Annotated in this window: 1 protein-coding gene; it reads right to left on the reverse strand. The window is 65.3% G+C overall.

The features are described from left to right. Positions 1 to 132 precede the first annotated feature (132 nt). Positions 133 to 389, reverse strand: a 257-nt coding sequence (locus ACLBXO_RS31760; RefSeq protein WP_447687851.1) for a flagellin, incomplete at its 5' end; no start/stop codon positions are given.

The raw sequence follows: 389 nt of genomic DNA on the forward strand, positions 1-389 counted from the left end.
CGAAGCCTTGTGATCGTGCGGCAGTCGGTCATGGCACTTTCTTCGGAAACTCGCGCACTTCCAGAATGCGCGCCGCAAACGCGAACGGCCGGAGCATCGCCCCGGCCGCCGTTTCTATCTCAGGGCCAAGACTCAGCGCAGGAGTTGGAGGACGCCCTGCTGGGCGGAGTTGGCCAGCGACAGGGCCGAGATGCCCATCGACTGGCGGGTCGACAGCGCCTGCGAGTTCGCCGCCTCCTGGTTCAGGTCGGCATTCGTCAGGTTGGCTGAGCCGGTCTGCAGCACGTTGATCAGCTGCTTGGAGAAGTCCTGGCGGTTCTGAACCACCGACAGGTTCGAGCCCAGCGTGCTCGCCGCGGAGTTGAGCGAGTTGCCGGCGCTGGTCAGGG

Source organism: Methylobacterium sp. C33D, assembly GCF_053345825.1.